This window comes from Streptomyces sp. CA189, from assembly GCF_056428985.1.
Window position 1 is genome coordinate 44149 of the sequence record NZ_JBWJVM010000049.1, and the last position, 20357, is coordinate 64505.

Below are 20357 nucleotides of genomic sequence, written 5' to 3' on the forward strand. Positions count from 1 at the left end.
CGGCCCACCACACGGGGCGCGACCGACTCCTCGCGCACGCAGCGGTGCCGGTCCCGCGGAGAAGGGCGGCGGCCGTCAGATGATGTGGAGGTCCGTGTAAGGACCCGTCACGCGTACCGTCGCGAGGACGGCTCGTGCGGAGCGAGACCGTAGAACTGTCCGATCTCGCTCCTCGATCAACGGCAGGCGGCGGTCAGCGCGGCCGTGAACTCCCCGGCCAGCTCGGTGATGACGGGGAGGTCGAAGGCCAGCGCGTTGTACTGCAGCCAGCACCGCAGGCCGCCGTCCGGCTGCTCGACCACGGTCAGCTCCGGCACGCCCCGGTCGCCGCCCGGCAGCGGCCAGGGGACGGTGCTCCCGCGCGGCAGCTCCCAGGGCTCGCAGGTCAGGCCGGGGAGCTGTGCGGGCGCGGCCCACGCCTCGTAGCGGAGCCAGGCGGCGAACGGCACCGACGGACTGAACTCGGCGAACGGGTACAGCTGGTGGTCCAGTGCCTCGCTGTAGACCGCCCGCAGCCGGTCCACCAGCTCGGCGAAACCAGGTCCGCCGCTCGCGTCCACCCGCAGCAGCAACGACTGGACGAAGCAGCCCACCGTCCGCTCGGCGTCCGGGCGCGGGCGGCCGGGCACCGGGGTCATCACCACCAGGTCGGGACGGCCGCTGCGGCTCGCCAGCAGTCCGGTCCAGGCCGCCGTGACGGCCAGGAACGGAGTGGCGCCCAGCTCGGCCGCCCGCGCCCGCAGGGCTTCGGCCAACGTCGCCGACACCTCGAACTCGTTGGCCTGGGTGAGTACTTCGTCCACCGCCCGGCGGCCGGCGAACTGCTCGACGGCCTCCGGCGCCCCGGCCAGCGCCGCCCCGAAGTGGGCCCGGGAGGCCGGCCAGTGCGCGTTCGCCCAGTCCACCAGCTCCCGGTAGCCCGGGCCCGAGCGGGCCGGCGGGGCGGAGCGGCCCCGGCGCAGCGCGGAGTAGAACACGCCGAGGTCGGCCAGCAGCACACCGACCGACCAGCCGTCGGAGACCATGTGGTGCACCGCGACCAGCACCACGTGGTCGGTCTCCGATCGGCTGATCACCAGGAGGCGCGCCATCGGGTCACGGGCCAGGTCCGTGAGACGGTCGCGTTCGGCCAGCAGCAGGGCGTCCACCTCCGCGTCCGTGGCCCCCGGGGCCCGGGTCAACGTGATCCGCACCCGGGGCTCCTCGTCCAGCACCGCCCGCACGACCCCCTCCCCGGCCGCCTCGAACCGGGTCCGCAGCGCCGGATGGCGCCTGACCGCCTCGGTGAGCGCCAGGCCCAGGGTCTCCGGTTCCAGCCGGTCGGCCACCCGGAACAGCGCCGTCACCGCGCCGGCGTCCCGCCCGGGCGCCTCGGCCATCCAGCGGAAGAAGTTCTCCTGCTGAGAGGTGAGCGCGACGGCGTGCGGCTGCGCGCGGAGCGCGGCCAGGTGGGGCGTCACGGTCGTCTCCGCCGTCCCGGCGAGCGGGTCGTCAGCAGCGGTCCGCCGCCGGTCGGGGTGGTCCACCCAGGCGGCCTGGGATCGCAGAGAGGGCCGCTCGAAGACCACGGCGGTGCCCGCCCGGACACCGAACTCGCCGCTGATTCCCGAGGCGAGCTGGACCGCCCGGAACGAGTCGCCGCCGAGCGCGAAGAACTCGGCCGCCACGTCGGTGACCGGTCGGCCGAGCAGGCGCCGCCAGAGTCCGGCCAGCCGAAGTTCCGTCGGGGTGGCCGGGGCCACCGCGGGACCGGTGGGCTCCGCGGGTGCGTCGAACAGGGGGCGCAGCCGGTGCTTGACCACCTTGCCGCTCGGGTTCCTGGGCAGATCGCCGGCGAGCAGGATCCGGACCGGCAGTTCGGGCCGGCTCAACCGGGCGCTCAGGAACAGCCGCAGCTCGTCCAGGTCGAGGCCGCCGGGCCCGGCCACCACGACCGCCACGGGGACGGCGCCCATGACGGGGTGCGGCAGGCCGAGCGCGGCGGCGTCCGCGACCGCGGGGTGCTCGTGCAGCACCTCCTCGATCCGCAGCGTGGAGACCTTCAGCGCACCGCTCTTGATGACGTCGCTCTCCCGGTCGACCAGGTACAGGTACCCGTCCGGGTCGAGGCGTCCGACGTCGCCCATCCGCACCCAGCCGTCCCGGAACACCCGTGCGCTCTCCCCGGAGGCGCCCAGGTAGCCGCGCGGCGGTCCGGGCTGGCGCAGCCAGACCTCGCCGACCTGCCCGGCGGGCAGCGGCAGCCCGTCCGCATCGAGGATCGTGACGTCACGGGGGTCCGCCGGGCGGCCCAGCGAGCCCGGGCGGCGGGTGTCGACCACGGTGGAGATCTGCGCGGGCGACGCCTCGGCGGAGGTGTAGGTGTTGACCAGCGTCGCGCCCGGCAGCGCCGCGGCCAGCGCGGCCGCCACCGGCACGGGCAGTGCGGCGGCGGAGGAGTTGACCAGGCGCAGGCTGCTCAGGTCGTACCGCCCGGCGGTGCCCGAGTTGACCAGTTCGATCGCCATCGAGGGCACCAGGAAGGCGGTGCCGATCCCGAACTTCTCGACCGCGATGCCGAACTGGTCCGCGTCGAAACGCGGCAGGCTGAGCGTGGTCGGCGCGGCGGTCAGTGCGCCCAGCAGCATGACCTGGCCCGCGTTGGTCCCGATCGGGAAGGCGTGCAGGGCGTGCCGCGAGTGCGCGTAGGCGCGGCGGCGCGGGTGGGCGGCCAGGCCGGCGGTCAGGTTTCCGTGGGCGGCGAGCACGCCCTTGGGTGCGCCGGTGGTGCCGGAGGTGCCGATCACCTGGGCGGGGTCGGCCGGGCCGACCCGGTACGGAGGACCGTCCGGCGGCTCCGGGTGCGCCGCCAGCAGGGCGTCCAGACGCAGTTCCGCCAGTCCCGGGAGGGTGGGCGGTTCACCGTCCCCCTCCTGCAGGACCGTGCCGGCTCCGGCCAGCGCGGCCAGGGCGGCGGCATCGCTCTCGGACAGGTCCTCGCGGACCGGGACGGGTACCCCGCCCGCGTACTGGACGGCGAGGAACGCGACGGCGTACCGATCCCAGCGCGCGTTGGCGAACCGCAGCACGACCCGGTCGTACGGTGCGACCCCGGCGGCGGCCAGCCCGACGGCAGCGCGCAGCGCCTCCTCGCGCCAACGGCGGTAGGTGAGTTCCCCGCCGCCGACGACCTGCAGGGCCACCTGGTCCGGGTGTTCGGTGGCCCGGGCGTCGAGGAGCTCCGGGACGGTCGTCGCGGCGGGCGGCACGGTGGTGGTGATGGCAGGCTCCGGGGTGATTCGGGGGAGGGGAAGGAGGAGGGAGAGGGGAGGGGGGAGGGAGGCGGTCGGGCAGGCGGAGTCAGTCCAGCCGGTCGGCGGCCTCCTCCTCGCTGAGGGCATCGATCTCCGCGATCAGCAGTGCCTCGATCCGGGCTGCCAGGGCTGCCGGGGTGGGGCTCTCGAAGACGTCCCGGATCGGCACGTCGAGGCCGACACCGGCCCGGATGCGGGCGGCGACCCTGGTGACCAGCAGGGAGTCCCCGCCGAGGGCGAGGAAGTCGTCCAGTACGCCGACCTTCGGTACGCCGAGCACCTCCTGCCAGAGGTCGACGACCAGGGCCTCGGCATCGGTGCGGGGTGCCAGGTACCCGGCGGCGGCGCCCGCCGGGTCCGGGTCGGGCAGGGCCGCGGTATTGAGCTTGCCGTTGGCGGTGAGCGGGAGGGTGTCGAGCAGCACCACGGCGTCCGGCACCATGAAGGCCGGCAGCCGCAGCGCCAGGTGCTCGCGCAGTTCGCCCGCCTGCGGCGCGGCCGCGGACCGCTGCCCGGCGGCCGCTCGGAGGACGGCGTAGGCGATCAGCCGACGGCCGTCGCGGACCAGTACGGACGCCAGGCCGACCGCCGGGTGGGCGGTGAGGGCGGCCTCGATCTCGGCGGGCTCGATCCGGTATCCGCGGATCTTCACCTGGCCGTCGGCGCGGCCGAGGAACTCCAACTGCCCGTCGGTGCGCCACCGGGCGCGGTCGCCGGTGCGGTACATCCGGGCGTCCGGGGCGTCGGCGAACGGATCCGGGAGGAAGGCCTCCGCGGTCAGCTCGGGCCGGGCCGGGTAGCCACGTGCGAGGCCGTTTCCGCCGATGAACAGCTCGCCCTCGGAGCCGGCGGGTAGCAGGTTGCCGCGCTCGTCCAAGAGGTAGAGCCGCACCCCCGGCAGCGGACGGCCGAGCGGCGGGCGCTGCGCGGCGGCGGGCCCGCCGCCGGTGTGGCCGACGAGGCCGCCGCCGAGCGGGCCGCCGAGCTCGCCCGCGGTGACGATGACGGTGGCCTCGGTCGGGCCGTAGGTGTTGACCAGCCGGACGGTGTCGCCGTGCCGCTCCCGCCACTGGGCGAGGGTGACGGCGCGCGCCTCGGAACCGCCGAGGACCACCAGCCGGAGCGCCGGCGGCCACGGGGTCTGGTCTCCGAGCGAAACCAGTTCCTCCCAGTACGCGGTGGGCAGGTCGAGTACGGTGACGGACCGTCCGGCCTCGCCGCGCAGCAGGTCGGGCAGCATGCGGCCGCCGCCGGGCAGCAGGACGACGCAGGCGCCCGCGGTGAGGGCGGGCCAGATCTCCTCGGCGTGGGTGTCGAAGCCGATGGAGGCGAACTGGACGATCCGGTCGCCCGGCCGGAGGCGGTAGCCCTCCGGTCCGGCCATCCACCGGACGCGCTCGGCCAGCGCGGCGTGCTCGACGGCGACGCCCTTGGGGGCGCCGGTGGAGCCCGAGGTGTAGAGGACGTACGCGAGGCCGCCCGGGTCGGTCCCGGGCAGCGCGGCCCCTGCGGGCCCCGTGCCGCCGGACTCGATGCCCGCGGCCCCGGCCTGCCCGGGCCCGCTGTCCGGATCGCCGACGGCCGGTGCGGCCGGGACTCCCAGCACTGGGACTCCCAGCACAGGGACCCCCACCACTGGGACCCCCAGCACCGGGACCCCCAGGTCCGGACGCTCGCCTCCGGTGAGCAGCAGGGCGGCGTCCGCCTCGCCGAGCATCAGCCGCTGGCGCTCGGCCGGGTGCGCGGGGTCGAGCGGCAGGTAGCCGGCGCCGGCCTTCCAGATCGCCAGCAGGGCGATGACGAGGTCGAAGGACGGCTCGATCCGGACGCCCACCGCTCGTCCGGACACCGGGCCCAGCCGGCTGGCCAACTCATCCGAGAAACCGTCGAGTTCGGCGTAGCTGAGGATGCTGCCCGCACACTCGAGAGCGGGTGCGTCGGGGCGCGCGGCGACCTGGTCGGCGAAGCCGCGCAGGATCGGGCGGGCGTCCTCGGTGACGGCGGGTCCGGTGCCGAGGGCGAGCAGTGCGGAGCGCTCCTCGCCGGTCAGCAGCCAGTCACCGTGCAGCGGGACCTTCACGTCCACGACGGCTCGGGCGAGCAGGTCGCGGACCCGGCGCGCCAGCGCCTCGACCGTGGCGCGCTCGAAGAGCTCCCGGTCGAAGCAGAACGAGAGCGTCATCCCGCCGTTCGGGGTACGCCAGCTGTCCAGCAGCAGATCGGTCTTGGCCCGGTCGAAACCGGAGTCCATGCTCGCCGTCCGGACGCCCTCGGGCAGCGAGGTGCGGTCGTCGGCGCCGGCCGGCTCGTACTGGCTCTGGTGGACGAACACCGCCTGGTAGAGCGCGCCGACGCCGGGCAGCACGGGCAGCCCCAGTTCGGCGGCCACCCGCTCGGCCGGGACGTCCTGGTGGTTCAGCGCGGCCATCGTGGCGGCGCGCACCCGGCGCAGCACGGTGCGGAAGTCGGGCTCGCCGGTGAGGTCCGCGCGGATCACTCCGGTGCGGGAGAAGTAGCCGAGCAGGGCCTCGTGGGCGGTCTCGTTGCGGCCGGCCAGCGGGGTGCCGACGGCGAAGTCGCAACTGCCGCTCCAGCGGGCCAGCACGCTCTGGTACGCGGCGAGCAGCACCATGAACGGGGTGCAGCGCTGCTCGCGCGCCAGGGCGTCGAGACCGGCGACGAGGTCGGGGCCGAGGGCGAGGTCGGCGAAGCCGGCCGGATGGGTGGGCTCGGCGGGCCTCGGGTGGTCCAGCGGCATCCGCAGGGCGCTGATGCCGGACAGCCGTCCGATCCAGTGCCGGACCGCCTCCTCGGCTGCGCCGCCGTCCAGCCTGGTCCGCTCGGCGCGCGCGAAGTCCCCGAACTGGAGCTTGAGTACGGGCAGTTCGGCCGGACCCTCGCCGATCTCCTCGCGGTACAGCGCGAGCAGTTCACGCCACAGCACCGTGAACGACCAGCCGTCGGAGGCGATGTGGTGGACCACCAGGCTCAGGGCGTGCTCGTGCTCGCCGGCGCTGACCAGGACGGCCCGCAGTGGCGGGCGCTCGCCCAGGTCGAAGGGGGCGTTGACGAACGGGGCGCAGGCCGCGGTGAAGGACTCCTCCGCGGCGTCCGGTATCGGGACCAGGGTGAGGACGACGTCCCGTACGGGCTCCACGAGTTGGACGGGCTGCTCGTCGTCCAGGGCGAACCGGGTGCGCAACACCTGGTGCCGCGCGGTGAGCCGGGTGAGCGCCGCGCCCATCGCCCGCGGGTCCATCGGCCCGCTCCAGCGCCGGTTCAGATACATGTTGAACCCGGCGTCCTGGGGCCCTAGTTGCTGGAGGAACCAGAGGCGGCGCTGCTCGTCGGTCAGTGGATGGCGGGCGATCGGGGCCGGGGAGGTCATGTGTTCATCTCGCTCTTCGTGCGGGCCTGCAGGGTCTCCAGGCCGATCAGGTCGTCGGAATCGGCGTCCGGGACTTCCCGGTCGAAGCGGGCCAGGACGGGAACGCAGAAGCTGATCAGGACCAGCGCGGCCATGGCGAGGCCGAACACCAGGTAGAGCAGGCCGATGCCGCGCCCGTCACCGGTGCCGATCAGCGCACCGACGCTGGATGCCAGCGCGCCGCCCTCGTCCATCAGGGGCTGGAGCAGCTCGGGGCCGGCCGGGGCGACCAGCGCGAAGCCGATCGGCAGGGTGGACCAGGCGACCAGGGTGTTCACCGCGATGACCCGGCCGTGGAAACGCATCGGCACCTTGGTCTGGATGACCGTCGCGTAGATGCCGTTGAGCAGCGCCAGACCGTAGGTCATGCCGAACGCGCCGACGGCGACCACGGTCACCGAGGGCCGCAGACCGGTCACGACACAGGCGGCGGCGAGGCCGAGGGTGGCGAACAGGACGCCGCGCAGGCGCATCCGGCGCGGGCCTCCCCAGACCAGCAGGGTGAGGCCGCCGAGGACCGCGCCCAGGCCGGCCGCGGTGGAGACCCAGCCGGCCGCGGCGGTCGAGGAGAAGGAGAGCACCAGGGGGGTGATGAGCAGGAACAGCGGGGAGAGGAAGATGTTCAGCACCGCGAACCAGAACAGCATGGCCCTGAAGTGGCGGCTTCCGAGTGCCCGTTGGAAGCCCGCCCGGATCTCGGCGCCGACGCTCTCGCGGCGGGTGGCGGCCATCACGTCGGGGAAGCGAACGGCCAGGGTGACGCCGGTGGCGATCAGGTAGCTGACGACGTCGAAGACCAGGATGCCGCCGAGGCCGATCACGTGCAGGATGCCGACCGCGATCAGCGGAACGAGGAACTGGGCGAGGCCGAGGGCCATCTGGACCACACCGTTGGCGCGGCCGAGGAACCGCTTGGGCACCAGCTGCGGTACCGCCGAGCCCCAGGCGACGCGCTGGAAGGCCAGCGAGGCGGAGAGCAGGGAGATCATCACGTAGCAGTGCCAGATCTCCAGCGAGTCGCTGAGGTAGAGCACCAGCAGGGCCGCCTGGGTCAGGCCGGCCGCGACATCCCCCCACAGCATCACCCGGCGGCGGTCGCCGCGGTCGACGATGGCGCCGGCCAGCGGGGCGACCACGATGCCGGGCACCAGGCCGAAGGCGGCCAGCAGGCCGAGTTGGAGCAGCGAGCCGGTCTGTAGGTAGATCCAGATCGGCAGGGCGAACTCGGTGAGCGCCGAGCCGATCATCGAGAGCTGCTGGCCGGTGGCGATGGCCAGGAAGCGGCCCATGGTCGGGCGGACGGGGCCGCGCGCGCGTGCCTTCCGTGCCTTCCGGTCCGGGGCTGGCTTCCCGGACCGCTCCGGCGCCCCCGGCTGCCGGGGGTCCGGCTCGGGGTCCGGCTCCGCCTCGGCGGCGTCGCGGGACAGGCCGGCCAGCCACCAGGTGGCGTCGGCGGTGCGTTCGTGGCACGCCTCCTCGCCGGCGGCGATCGACCGGTGCACCCCGGTCAGGATCCCGGCCAACTCCTCGGCGCGGTACTTGAGGTAGAAGTGCCCGGCTTCGTCCAGCACCACCACGGCGGCGGTCCCGGTGATCCGGTGCCACTCGCGGAACCGCTCCTCGTAGAACTCGGTCGCCGGATCGCGGTCGCCGCAGACGGCGATCACCGGCGCCGTGATGGCGCCGCCCTCGCTCTCGTACAGCTCGCCGAAGTAGCGCTCGGCGCCCTTGGTGCCCACCCGGCGGTTGTGCACGATCAGCCGCAGCTGGTCCTCGTCGACCTCGTCCACGTCCAGGCCCGCCGCGGCCAGGGCGTTGATCATGCCCTGGTCGCTGCGCAGGCGGGCGGCCAGCTCGGCGAAGCGCTCGGCCATCGCGGCGCCGCGGCCCTTCGGGCGGGCGAACGGGAAGATGCCTCCGAGGTGGACGGCGTCGATCTCCCGGCCGGCCGCTTCCACCCGGCGGGCGATCTCCACGGTCAGCCGGACGCCGACCCCGCAGTGCCCGTAGAGCACCAGCGGCCCGGAGACGTTGGCGACGATCTCCTCGGCGCAGACCCGGGCGACCTCGTCGATGTCCATCGCCTCCTCGCCCAGCTCGTGGCCGGGGACGGCGATGGAGTGCAGGGCCCAGTCCGCCGGCATGGCGTCGGCGAGCGGCTTGTAGATCAGCGCGCTGCCGCCGCCGTAGGGGGCGCAGACCACACTGGCGGCCGCCTTGCGGCGCTCCGGGGTGAGCAGGTGCAGCAGCCGGCGCGGGCCGCGGTCCGCCTCGGGGGTGGCCACCAGTTCGGCGAGCCGGCGGACCGTCGGGTGCTTGAAGAGGTCCATCACGCCGACCGGGGTGGCCAGGTCGGGGAAGGCGCGGCGCATCCGGGCGACCACCTGGGTGGCGAGCAGGGAGTGGCCCCCGAGCTCGAAGAAGTCGTCCAGCGCGCCGACTCGGGGGAGGTCCAGCAGGTCCGCCCACATGGCGGCTATCACCTGCTCGGTCCCGGCCTCGGGGTCGACGTGGGCGCCGGCGGCCGGGCCGTCCGCGGGCGCGGGCAGCGCCTTGCGGTCGACCTTGCCGTGGGCGAGCAGCGGCAGCCTCTCCAGCACCACGTAGCGGGCCGGGACCATGTAGTCCGGCAGGACCTCGCCCAGGGCGGCGCGCAGTTCGGCGGCGGCCGGCGGTTCGCCGCCGGCGGGGCGTTCCAGGTAGGCCACGAGGTTCTGCTTGACGCCCTCGCCGCGGGCCAGGACCACCGCCTGGGTGATGCCGGGCAGAGCCGTCAGCGCGGCCTCGATCTCGCCGGGCTCGACCCGGTAGCCGCGGACCTTGATCTGGTCGTCGCTGCGGCCGAGGTAGTCCAGGGTCCCGTTGGCGCGCCAGCGCGCCAGGTCGCCGGTGCGGTACATCCGCGGGCCGCCGGTTCCGGGGACGTCCCGGTCGGCGTAGGGGTCGGGCAGGAACCGCTCGGTGGTCAGGTCCGGCCGCCCGAGGTAGCCCCGGGCCAGCCGGTCCCCACCCAGGTACAACTCGCCGGTGACGCCCGGCGGAACGGGGTCGCGGGCCTCGTCCAGCACGTAGCAGCGCCCACCGGCCAGCGGGCTCCCGATCGGGGTGTTGCCCGGCGCGTTCAGGCCGTCGGCGGTGACCTCGTGGACGGTGATCCCCACCGTCGCCTCGGTCGGCCCGTAGTGGTTGAACACCGCGCACCGGCCCAGTGCGGCGATGCCCGCCGCCCAGGACCAGCTGCTGGCCTCGCCGCCGAGGACCAGCGTACGGCGTGGCAGCAGCCGCTCGATCGGGGCGTCGGCGGTCAGCGCGGCCAGATGGGAGGGCGTCATCTTCAGGTGGTCGATGCCGGCCCGCTCGATCTCCGCGGCCAGTTCCACGCCTGCGATCCGGCGCGGCAGCAGGTGGACCCGGCCGCCGGTCGTGAGCGCCAGGTAGAGCATGGTCATGCTGAAGTCGAAGGAGAGCGACTGCAGCAGCCCGAAGGAGGCCCCGGGCTCGATCCGCAGCCGCTCGCCCGCGCCCGCCAGGTAGTTGAGGATCTGGCGGTGCTGCACCGCGACGCCCTTGGGCGTGCCGGTGGAGCCCGAGGTGTAGATCACGTACGCCAGGTGGTCGGCGCCGGAGACCTCCTCCAGCGGCGCCCCGTCCCACTCCGTCGCGTCCGACTCCGCCCCGTGCCATTCGGAGGAAGCGCCGCCGCCGGTCAGCAGGTCGACCGCCGGGTGGTCGCCGAACCGCGGTCGCAGCACGGTGTCGGTGATCAGGACCTTGGCTCCGGCGTCGGCGACCAGGTGGGCGAGCCGGGCGGGGGGCTGCTCGGGGTCGAGCGGCAGGTAGCCGCCGCCGGCCTTGAGTACGGCGACCAGGGCGACGGCCAGCTCGGCGGACTGCTCCAGGCAGACGGCCACCCGGTCGTCCGCACCCACGCCCAGCGCCCGTAGGCGCCGGGCCATGGCGCTGGCGCGCCGGTCGAGGTCGCCGTAGGTCAGCGTGCGGTCTTCGAAGATCAGCGCGGGCGCCTCCGGCGTCCGGGCCGCGGCCTGCGCCAGCGCCTGGGTGAGCGTGGCGGGACCGCCGTCCGGTAGCGCGGGACCGGCGGCCCAGGTCTCCAGTACGGCCGTCCGCTCGGCCGTGCCGAGCAGCGGGAGCCGGTCGACAGGCAGTGCGGGGTCGGCGACGCCGGCCGCGGTCAGCAGCTCGAACCGCTCGGCGAGGCGCTCGATGGTGGCGGCGTCGAAAAGGTCTGTGCGGTAGGTGAACAGGCCGTAGAGGCCGCCGTCCGGCTCCGCGCGCATGTAGAGGGCGAGGTCGGCGTGGGTGGTGGTGGCCTCGTAACCGAAGCCCTCGGAGTCCAGGCCCGCGGCGGGGGTGGTGGCGCGGTCGCCGTAGTTCTGGAAGGCGAAGGTGGTCTGGAAGACGGCGGCGCGGCTGACGTCGCGTTCCACCGCGAGATCGCTGACCATCTGCTCGAACGGCACCTCCTGGTGCGCGTACGCGTCGAGCGTGGTCTCGCGGACCCGGCTGACCAGCCGGCCGAAGTCGAGGTCGGCGGAGAGCCGGGCGCGGATCGGCAGCATGTTGACGAACGCACCCACCACGCCTTCGAGTTCATGGTGGAGACGGCCGGCGACGGCGGAGCCGACGGCGAAGTCGCGTTGACCGGCGTGCCGGCCCAGCAGGGCCTGGAAGGCGGCCATCAGCACCATGTACGTAGAGGCGCCGTATGCACGCGCCAACTCGCCGATCTGACGTGAGAGTTCGGCGCTCCAATGGAACTCGGTCGCGGCCCCGTCGAAGGTGAAGAGCGGCGGGCGGGGCCGGTCGGAGGGCAGCTCCAGGGCCGGCACGCCGTCGAGCTCGCCGCGCCAGTGCTCGCGGGAGGCGGCGAGCCGCCCGCTCTCCAGACGGTCCCGCTGCCAGGCCGCGTAGTCCCCGAACTGGATGGGGAGGGAGGGCAGTTCACCCGAACTGCCGTGGGCGTGGTGGGCGTAGCGGAGGTCGAGCTCGCGGTTGAGGAGATCGATCGACCAGCCGTCGCAGATGATGTGGTGCATCACCAGGGCGAGTACGTGGTCGTCCTCGGCGATCCGGACCACCAGGGCGCGCAGTAGCGGGCCGGAGTGGAGGTCGAAGGGTTCGGCGATCAGCACGCCGAGTTCGGCGGCGGCGCGCGCCTGCGGGTCCGGGTCCGCGGTGGCGTCCACGTGCTGGGCCGCGAACGGTGCGGGCTCGGCGACCCGGACCTCGGCGGTGCCGGCCTCGGTGGTGCGGAAGGCCATCCGCAGGCTCTCGTGCCGGGCGACCAGATCGGTCAGCGCGGCGTCCAGCGCGGCGCGGTCGAAGGGGCCTCGGAGCCGGCGGGCCGGCGCCAGCGTGTAGGCCGTGGAGCCGGGGGCGAACTGGTCCATGAACCAGAGCCGTTCCTGGCCGCTGGAGAGCGGCGGTGCGGTGTCCGCCGGGCGGGGGTCCACCACCCGGGCGGGGGCCGCGGCGCCGCGCAGCCGCCGGCTGAGGAGGGCGCGCTTGGCTGCGGACCAGTCGGCGGGCAGGTCCTGGGTATCCGTCATCGAGTTCCTGTTCGGGCGTTCGGCGGGGGAGTCGGAGGGTGCGGACGCGGCGGGGCCGGGCACGGGCCGTGCGGCCCGTGCCCGGGGTACCGGGTGCAGGGCCTACTGGCGCTCGCGGACGGCGGCGGCGATGCCGGCCGGGGTCGGGACGTCGAAGAAGACGTCGAAGTCCAGCTCCACACCGAGGGCGTCACGGATCCGGGAGGCGATCCGGATCACCGTCAGTGAATGCCCGCCGAGGTCGAACAGGTCGTCCTCGGGGCCGACATCGGGCAGGTTCAGCACCTCGGCCCAGATCCGGCGGACCGTTCCGGTCGTCTCGTCACAGGCGTCACAGGCGTCACAGGCGTCACAGGCGTCGCAGGTACCGGCGGCATCGGCGGTTTGCGGTGTCGGAGTCTCGCGCGGCGGTACCGGCAGGGCCCGGCGGTCCAGCTTGCCGTTCGGGGTGAGCGGCAGGCGCTCCAAGGTGAGCCAGCGCTGCGGGACCATCGCGGCCGGCAGCGTGCGCATCAGGTGGTCGCGCAGGTCGGCGGGGGCGGGCGGCCGGGCGCCGGCGGCCGGGACCAGGTAGCCGGCCAGGAAGGGTTCACCGTCTTCCTCGGTACGCACGGCCACGGCGGCCTGGGCGAGGGCCTGGTGCTCCAGCAGGGCGGACTCGATCTCGCCGAGTTCGATCCGGTGGCCGCGGATCTTGACCTGGTCGTCGATCCGGCCGAGGAAGTCGAGTTCGCCGTCGGGCGTCCACACGGCGCGGTCCCCGGTGCGGTAGAGCCGGGCCCCGGGAGGGCCGAACGGGCTCGGCACGAAGCGCTCGGTGGTGAGTTCGGGTCGGCCGAGGTAGCCGTGAGCGACGCCGTCCCCGCCGATCAGCAGCTCCCCGGGGATACCGAGCGGGGTGGGGCTCAGCTGCTCGTCGACGATGTAGGTCTGGGTGTTGGCGATGGGGCGGCCGATCCTGACCCGCTCCGGTTCGGCGGGGAGTTCGGAGCAGGTGGACCAGATGGTCGTTTCGGTGGGCCCGTACACGTTGAACAGCCGGGCGGTACGCGCGCGCAGTGCGCGGGCGAGCGGCAGCGGCAGCGCCTCGCCGCCGGCCAGGCCGGTGACGGCGGCCAGTGCGTCGGAGGCCGGTGCGTCGGAGGATGGTGCGGCGGAGGCCGGCGCTTCGGCGCCGGTCCCCGCCGTGAGCATCACCCGCCATCCGGACGGGGTGGCCTGGACGTGGGTGACGCCCTCGGCGCCGATCAGTGCGAGCAGGCCGGGGCCGTCTACGGCGAGCCCGTCCGGGGCGAGGACCAGGCGGCCGCCGGTGATCAGCGGCAGGTAGAGCTCCAGCGCCGAGATGTCGAACGAGAGCGAGGTCAAGCCGAGCCAGGCGTGCTGAGGGCCGGAGTCGAGCCGGTCGGCGAAGGAGGTGAGCAGGTTCACCAACGCGCGGTGGCCGACCGAGACGCCCTTGGGGCGGCCCGTGGAGCCGGAGGTGTAGAGGACGTACGCCACGTCGTCCGGACCGGGGGCGTCGTCGGCGGTGGCGTCGGGAGTGGCCTCGGGGGCGGCCTCGGCCGGGTCCTGCGCCGACGGCGCCGGGAGCCGTAGGACCGCGGGGGCGGCGGCGGCCACCGCCGGCGAAGGCTCGCGGTCGGCGAGCAGCAGAACGGCTCCGGAGTCGCGCAGGACGAGGGCGAGGCGCTCGGCCGGGTAGCCGGGGTCCAGCGGCAGGTACGACGCGCCGGTGGCGAGGACGGCGAGCAGCGCGGCGGGCAGGTCGACGGTGCGGTTGAGGTGGAGGGCGACCAGGTCGTCGGGTCTGACGCCGCCGGCGCGCAGTGTTGCGGCCAACTGGTCTACACGGGCCAGCAGTTCGCGGTAGCCGAGGTGGCGGCCGACAGCGCTGACCGCGATCGCCTCGGGGGTGGCCGCGGCCTGGGCGCGGACCAGGTCGAGGACGGTCCGGTCGGCCGGGTAGGGCCGGGCGGTGGCGTTCGGCGCGGCGGTGACGGCCCGGAGTTCGGCGGCGTCCAGCAGCGGCAGGTCCACCAGCCGGGTGCCGGGCGCGGCGACCGCGCCGGCGAGCAGGGTGCTGTAGTGGCCGGCGATCCGGCGGGCGGCGTCCGGGGCGAGCACGGCCGGGTCGTACTGGAGGCTGAAGTCGATGCCGCCGCCCAGGGCGCCGCGGGCCTCGGAGGCTTCGACGATCTGGAGGTGGAGGGTGTTGCGGGTCGTACGGTTGTGCACGGCCCAGGCGATCCGGGCACCCGTGCCGGCGAAGTCCGGGTCCGGGCCGCGGCGGCGGTAGCCGAGCGAGACGGGGGTCAGGCCGACACGGGGGCCCAGTCCGGCGACGGCCGCGCCGAAGGGCACGCTGCGGTACGGGTAGCCGGCCCGCAGCTCGGCCCGGACGGCGGCGGCGAAAGCGGTGAAGGACTGTGATGCATCGGCCGCAGGCGCGTGGACGGGCAGCTCGTTGACGAACAGCCCTACTTCCTCCGCGAGTTCAGGCGTCCGGGTGGACAGCGGAACGGACACCGGAACCGCCTCGCCGCCGTAGCGGCGGAGCAGCCCGTGCAGTGCCGCGAGCAGGAACTCGAACACGGTGGTGCCGCTGAGGGCGGCTGCGGCGGCCAATTCGTCCGCCTCGGCGCCGTTGAGACGCCACTCGACCGCCTCACCGGCACCGGCGGCGGTCGGGGTGCGCGACACGCCGGGCAGTACCGGGTCGGTGGCGGCGGCCCAACGAGGCCCGTACCACTCGGCAGCTCTCCGTACGGTGCCCGGATCCGCGGTCGGTGCGGTCGGTGATGCCGGTACGGCCGGTGCGGTGGTCACGGGCAGCGGCGCCGAGCCGTACGCGGCTGCGAGGTCCCGAATCAGGACGTCCTTGGAGTTGCCGTCGAAGACCGAGTGGTGGGCGGTGACCAGCAGTTCGGCGCTGCCGTCGGCGCGCCGGTGCAGGGTGAAGCGGCTGAGCGGGCCGGTCTCCAGGGCGAACGGACGGCCGATCTCTTCCTCCAGCCGCTTCTCCAAGTCCGCCTCGTCCGCGGGCGCTCCGAGCTGCACCAGTTCGGGCCGCCGCGCCGCGGGTTCCTGCCGGACCTGGCCGTCACGCTCCACCAGCCGGGCGCCGAGGGCGGGATGGCGCCTGGTGACGGCGTCCACCGCGCGGACCAGCGCCGCCGTGTCGATCCGGTCGAAGGAGATCCGCACCGGCATGTGGAACGCCTCGCGGGCCAGTCCCAGCCGATCGGTCAGCCAGACGCCCTGCTGGGCCGGCGAGGCCGGGGTGCGGTCGGGCAGGGGGAGGACTTCGGACATTCGGCGGCTCACTTAGAACGTCGGAGCAGGGCGGCAGAGCGGCACGGGTGAACGTGCGGACGTGTGGACGTGGAATTGGGCACGGCTGCGAGCTGCCGCACGTCGGGGCTTCAGAGCCCGGTGGCAGTCCGGGGCGAGCGAGTTCGATGCGATGCCGGCCGCTGTGTGGCGTCCGGCCCTCCCCCGGGGACCGGTCGACGGCCGTGAGCGGTCAGGACCGCCGGACATCCCGGGATTCCCCGGGGTATCAGGTAGCTCGGGCCCCCGCCCTAGCTAGACAATTGGTCCAGACCTGTCGAGAGATTCGCACAACGCCCATTCACCGTCAAGGGCCGTCCACGGCCCGGAATCGGCCGTCCTGTGCGGCCGATCTGTACCGACGTCCACCCAAACATCCGTGGGTATGATCACCTCTGACAGTTCGTCAACGTCCCAACGTCCAGGGGGAGATCAACCAAGGTCCGGGTCAGCTGAACCACCGCCCCAAGGATCCCCGCTGCCGGTTTCGCCGTCGCCCGGACTGCCGTGGCGGTGGACCTGCGGTCTTGGTCCGCGTGCCGTCGATCAAGGGGTCGAGGAGCAGGTCAGGGCGGTTGTCCGGGGTGCGGGTGGCCACGCGCGGTCGTCCCACGGTGGCGGCGGCCTCGGCACCGTGCGCCGTGATGTCGGTCGGCCGCGAGGGCGCTCCGGCCGGCCACGGGGCGCTCCGGTCCCGAGGCGCTCCGGTCCCGAGGCTGAGGGGAGGCGTCGACCTGGCCGCTACCGATACCGTCGGCCGCCCCCGACGCACCGACCGGCCCGCACTGCGGCGCCGGTCGGTACGTCTCACCTCTGCCGCGGCAGTCGCCGGGGCGGTCCGGGTGCTACGCGAAGAGCCTGCGCCAGGTCTCCGGGCCCGGGTAGCCGTCCGCCTCGGCACCGCTCCAGCCCTGCGCGCGCTGGAAGGCCTCCACGTTGCGCCGGTCGCTCTCGGACCAACGGGGTCCCGGGCCCTCGGAGTAGTGCTGCCCGTACCCGCGCTCCACGAGGCGGCGGCCCAGCTCGGCCACGTGGTCGTTGGACTGTCCGGGGCGGAAGTGCTGTCGGCCCGGGAAGGTCGAGCCGGTCGTCGATCCGTCGCTCCCGGAGGGGATGTCCCGTCCTCCGCCACCGGTCAGCAGGGCCCAGGTGGCCGGACCGGGGACGCCGTCGGCCTCGGCGCCGCGCCACCCCTGGGCCTCCTGGAAGGCCTTGGTCGCGGCCCGGTCCGCCGAGCTCCACACGGGCCCCGGGCCGGAGGTGTAGAAACGCCCTCCGCCGCGCGCCGCGAGCATCGTGCCGAGCCGGGTGACGTGCGCGTTGTTCGCACCCGGGCCGAAGGCCTGCGCTCCGGGGAAGGAGTCGGAGCCCTCGTCGCCACCGCCCTGGCGCAAGCCCGTGTAGCGGTAGGCCACGTAGCGGGAGGAGTTGTTCCAGTACGCGTACGGGGTGGTGCGCTTCAGGGTGTGCGGGCGGGTCTGCTCGTAGGCGGTGTACTGGGTCCGGGCCGAGTCGGCCCAGCCCCCGAAGAGCACCACGTGCGAGCCTGCGCCGGGGTCCGCGGGGTTGTGGAACAGCAGCATGTCACCGGGTTGCAGCTCGGACTTGGAGATGCGCTGCGCGTACTGGTCCAGGCTGCCGGTCCACTGGTTGGAACCGAGGCCCCAGGCCATCGACACGAAGCCGGAGCAGTCCGTCCGGTAGCCGTTGCGGTAGGCGTACATGCTGTACGGAACCTTGGCGTCCACCCACTGCTGGGCGCGGCGCATGATCTCGGCCCGGGTGGTGGCGGTGGCTCCCTGGGCGGCCAGGCGCGTGGCCGTAGGACGCGCGAGCGGGCCGGCCGGTCCCTGCGGGGTGGATCGCGTGCCGTCGGGGGAAGGGGCGCGCCCCGTTGCCACGGCTTGAGCGGTGGCGGCCGGCCCGGGCAGCACGGCCAGGCCGCAGGCTCCGGCGACCGTGGCCACGGCCATGGCGCGGACCCGTCCGCGCGGCGTGTGCCGGGCGACGGCGGATCGGCGCTCGGATAGGCAGCCCGGGCAGGGGCAGTTCGTGTCCGGTTGTATCTCGGTGAACGTGATCAGGGACATGATGGGATAAATCCCTCCTCATAGGCGCATAGTGGGCCGAGTTGATCATGGTCCATGGCGTGCCGGGAGGGGCTCAGGTCCCGCGGGGCGGAAGTCGGCGTGTCGCACGCTTCGCGCCGCGCGCGGTCATTTCAGTTCGAGCCGGTAGCCGAGGCCGCGCACGGTGTGGAGCAGCCGGGGTTCGCTCCCGGCCTCCACCTTCCGGCGGGAGAGGACCGGGCCGTACCCGGCTCGGGCCTCGGCCCGGCCGTGGTGCGCCAGATCGCGCGTGCACGGGGTGACGGCCGGTGCGGAGGTGTGCGGGGAGGTCCGCCGCCCGGACGTGCTCCCACTCGTACGCCGTCCGCTCCAGCGTGAACACTGCGTCGGGAGCGCTGCGTTCGCGCAGGTCCCGCGTCAGCACCCGGCGCAGCAGGGGGTGGTGCCGGTACGATCGCGAGCCGCCGCGGGCTCGACGGCCTCGCAGACGCTGGTGCGCAGCATCAGCATCAGCATCACCTGTAGCTCCTGCGCCGGGAGTCCGTCCAGCAGCTCATGGAGGACGAACTCGGAGCGCCCCAGTACGGAGTCGAGCGCCGCGGCGCCGACCGTCAGCCGGACCGCACGAAGGGCTCTACCTGGAGGACGGCGCTGCGCGGGGAAGTCGTCGAGGACTGGCCGTAGAGGTGCGTGGAAACCGACAAGGAGATGACGTGTCGCGGTGTGTTCTTCGTCAATGATGCTCAGGTGTGACCGGGTCGCGCGAAAGGAGGTCCCGAGTGTGTTTTGGGTAACGGAATGCGGCCGGAAGTTATGAGGAATTCCCGCATTGATGGAATGGAGATCATCCCGCCCCCGAGGCGAACCTCTGGAAACTTGATGGATTCGTTCGACGGGGCCGGCTCCATCGCGCCCCCAGGTGCAGGGGGCGTGGGCCGTATTCCCCACCCACCCCGAGCGGGCCCTACAGGCTCTGTCCCGGATTGAGTGGGCAGCCGTGGACATCATCGAGGAGACGTGGCGGTTGAAGGTGAGGGTCCACAACCGGGTCGAAATCGCGGGCCGGGCCTGGCGGACCGGCGTCGCCGTGCTGGACTGAACCCTGATGCGCGGCTGGGAGCCACTGGGACTTTGGTATGAAGCGAATCGTTTTCCATGGGCCGGAAGTCGTACTCCGAATTCGCTCCCGGGGTTCATGCGCCGGGGGTGGCGGGCGCCGAGAATTGAATCAGTTCGCATCCACACGGGATGCGCGGTGAATCAGAGAGCTCCCCCATGGCCCAGCGCACCCGCACTATCGTCCTCGCCGTCGTCGGCACCCTGGTGGTGCTGGCCGTGGCCACACCCGTGGCCGTGTATTTCGCGAAGCAGTTCTTGGACGGCAGGCACGACAAGGCGGACACCTACAGCACGGGCACCGCGGGGAAGGGGGCCCGCCAGACGATGCCGAGGTGGCTCCCGGACGAGGCCAAGGACATCAAGTGGGCGTGGAAGACGACGAGTGACGAACGGAAGCTGAAGGGGACGCTGCCGTCGGCCTCGCTCCCGGCGGGCTGCACGCCGGGCAAGCCGGAGACGAACGCGATCGTGCCGGACAAGGTCAAGGCGGACTGGTTCCCGAAGGACGCCGCGACGAAGGCCACCGCGCGCTGCGGCCCGTACCACGCGTACATGGACGGCAACGTGCTCTACGCGTGGGTCAACCAGCAGGATGCGCTGCGCGTCACATGACGGCCGGTCCGGTCGGGGGAGGGACTCTCGCAACCGGGCCGTTGTCCCTGCCCCCCCCGGCGGACCCGCCGGCTGCGCCGCGGCCGCGATCGTCTGCGCGGCGGGCGGGCTGCGGACCGTACTGCCCGAACGCGCCGACGGTCCGAGGGACCGGCCGGGAGAGGCGCTGCATCCAGGCGCCGCGTCCGTGCGCGCGCCTGCTGCCGGACGGGTTCGAGTCGGCGGTCGGAGCCCGGCACGAGGGCATCGACGTCGGCTGGGGCAGCGCACCGCGCTTCGAGCCGTTCGGCAGCGACGAGGACGGGCACTGGCGCGGATGTCCTGTCGCGTACTGGAACCCCTGGTCGAGGGCGGTGTCGTGACGGCGCCCGCACCCGGGGCCCGGGGCCCGGGGCCCGGGGCCGGGCACGGCGGTGATCCGCGCGCGGACCGTCATCGACGCGACCCGCCGCGCCCGGTGGGTCAGCCGCGCCCTCGGGCCCACCGGCGCCGGCCGGGTGCGCTCACCGCGCCTGCTGATCCGCTACGGCTACGCGGTGGGCGGCTGCCCGGTCCGTGACGCGGCGCCCGCGATCCTCGCGGACCACACCGGCTGGACCTGGACGGCCCGGGTCGGGGACGCCCGGCACCAGTGGATGCGCCTGGACCTGGTGCCTGAGCCGCGGCCGCGCACCTGGCTGCCCGACGAGTTCGCGGGTCTGATCCCCGAGGGCCCGGCACGGGCCGCCGACGTGACCTGGCGGCTGTGCGGGGCCCCCGCGGGGCCGGGCTGGTTCGTGGTCGGCGACGCCGGCGCGCAGCTCGCCCCGGCGTCCTCCCACGGCGTGCTGCGGGCCCTGCTCGGAGCGCAGGGCGTCGGCTGACCGGGCCGACCCGACCCCCCCCGGCCTGTGCCGGGTCGGGTCGGGTGGGAGGGCGGGCGGGCGGGCGCGTC

General features: G+C 74.1%; 8 protein-coding genes. 3 read left to right on the top strand and 5 right to left on the bottom strand.

Annotated features, from left to right (window positions below; genetic code table 11):
* Positions 1 to 176 precede the first annotated feature (176 nt).
* From AC061S_RS29450 to AC061S_RS29470, 5 genes are all read right to left on the bottom strand, one after another.
* Positions 177 to 3248 (bottom strand): class I adenylate-forming enzyme family protein, encoded by a 3072-nt coding sequence (locus tag AC061S_RS29450; RefSeq protein ID WP_478688929.1) that lies wholly within the window; start codon positions 3246 to 3248, stop codon positions 177 to 179.
* A gap of 91 nt (positions 3249 to 3339) precedes the next feature.
* Positions 3340 to 6681, bottom strand: coding sequence for an amino acid adenylation domain-containing protein (locus tag AC061S_RS29455; RefSeq protein WP_478688930.1), 3342 nt, complete (start codon positions 6679 to 6681; stop codon positions 3340 to 3342).
* Entirely contained in the window at positions 6678 to 12290 is a 5613-nt protein-coding gene (locus AC061S_RS29460; RefSeq protein WP_478688931.1) for an amino acid adenylation domain-containing protein, read from the bottom strand. The genes AC061S_RS29455 and AC061S_RS29460 overlap by 4 nt, the downstream gene beginning before the upstream one ends.
* A gap of 102 nt (positions 12291 to 12392) precedes the next feature.
* Complete coding sequence (locus tag AC061S_RS29465; RefSeq protein WP_478688932.1) at positions 12393 to 15605, bottom strand: non-ribosomal peptide synthetase; 3213 nt, start codon at positions 15603 to 15605, stop codon at positions 12393 to 12395.
* 863 nt (positions 15606 to 16468) lie between these two features.
* Complete coding sequence (locus tag AC061S_RS29470) at positions 16469 to 17713, bottom strand: peptidoglycan-binding protein (RefSeq protein ID WP_478688933.1); 1245 nt, start codon at positions 17711 to 17713, stop codon at positions 16469 to 16471.
* 534 nt (positions 17714 to 18247) lie between these two features.
* Between AC061S_RS29470 and AC061S_RS29475 the strand changes: the two genes are divergently transcribed.
* The 3 genes from AC061S_RS29475 to AC061S_RS29485 all read left to right on the top strand — a co-directional run bounded on the left by AC061S_RS29475 (position 18248) and on the right by AC061S_RS29485 (position 20286).
* On the top strand, positions 18248 to 18376 hold the full coding sequence (locus tag AC061S_RS29475) for a hypothetical protein (RefSeq protein WP_478688934.1): 129 nt from the start codon (positions 18248 to 18250) through the stop codon (positions 18374 to 18376).
* Positions 18377 to 18967: 591 nt separating this feature from the next.
* Positions 18968 to 19423: a hypothetical protein gene (locus AC061S_RS29480; protein ID WP_478688935.1), complete on the top strand. Its 456-nt coding sequence runs from the start codon at positions 18968 to 18970 to the stop codon at positions 19421 to 19423.
* Positions 19424 to 19836: 413 nt separating this feature from the next.
* Positions 19837 to 20286: a hypothetical protein gene (locus AC061S_RS29485; RefSeq protein ID WP_478688936.1), complete on the top strand. Its 450-nt coding sequence runs from the start codon at positions 19837 to 19839 to the stop codon at positions 20284 to 20286.
* Positions 20287 to 20357 lie beyond the last annotated feature (71 nt).